The 593-nt window shown below is 27.8% G+C and carries 1 protein-coding gene; it reads right to left on the bottom strand.

The features are described 5' to 3' along the window. Positions 1 to 340 precede the first annotated feature (340 nt). Complete coding sequence (locus CN514_RS24520) at positions 341 to 547, bottom strand: hypothetical protein (protein WP_098234801.1); 207 nt, start codon at positions 545 to 547, stop codon at positions 341 to 343. Positions 548 to 593: the final 46 nt, after the last annotated feature.

Genomic DNA, 593 nt, shown 5'->3' with positions numbered 1-593 from the left:
TTATTTGATTTGATTATTAATTTATATAATTTACTAATTGGGATAAAAATAATTTTTTTGCCAAATTTTCATTCATTAAAGTAAGAGTAACACATTTGTTTCGTATTTTAATTTTTAAAGGGAAGTGCTTCAAGTAAACACATTTGTGTCTAATTCCATTTAAGTAAACACATTTGCGTCGTAAAGCAACGACAAGAATATGTTACTTTTCCTTGATAAATCAATGTTTATAGTTAATTAGTAGTAAACAGATTTATGTCGGTGGACATAAAGTTCAGTCGTTTCACTTATAATCCCTTCTTTGTCTAAGAATCCCATGTCTAAGTAGTCATCATCATCTTCAGAATCTGAATACTTTATAGTGATTTCTAATCCACATAAAGAGATAGATACTATTATAAAGATGAATAAACCATTCTGGTAGTCTACTATTTAATGCTTTATTTAATTTATCTAGTTCATTTAATGAAATTCTTTCCCCAATGCTCCCAACATTTTCTGCTTGTTGAATCAATTTATGTGCAGAATTATAAACTTCTTTGTCCAAAATTTATCCCCCATTGCATATGTTAATTAACTAACGCATGCGTTAG

This window comes from Bacillus sp. AFS001701 (assembly GCF_002559405.1).
Lineage (GTDB): Bacteria > Bacillota > Bacilli > Bacillales > Bacillaceae_G > Gottfriedia.
The sequence above is the reverse complement of the archived record's forward strand: the minus strand, read 5'-3'. Positions and strand labels throughout refer to the sequence as shown.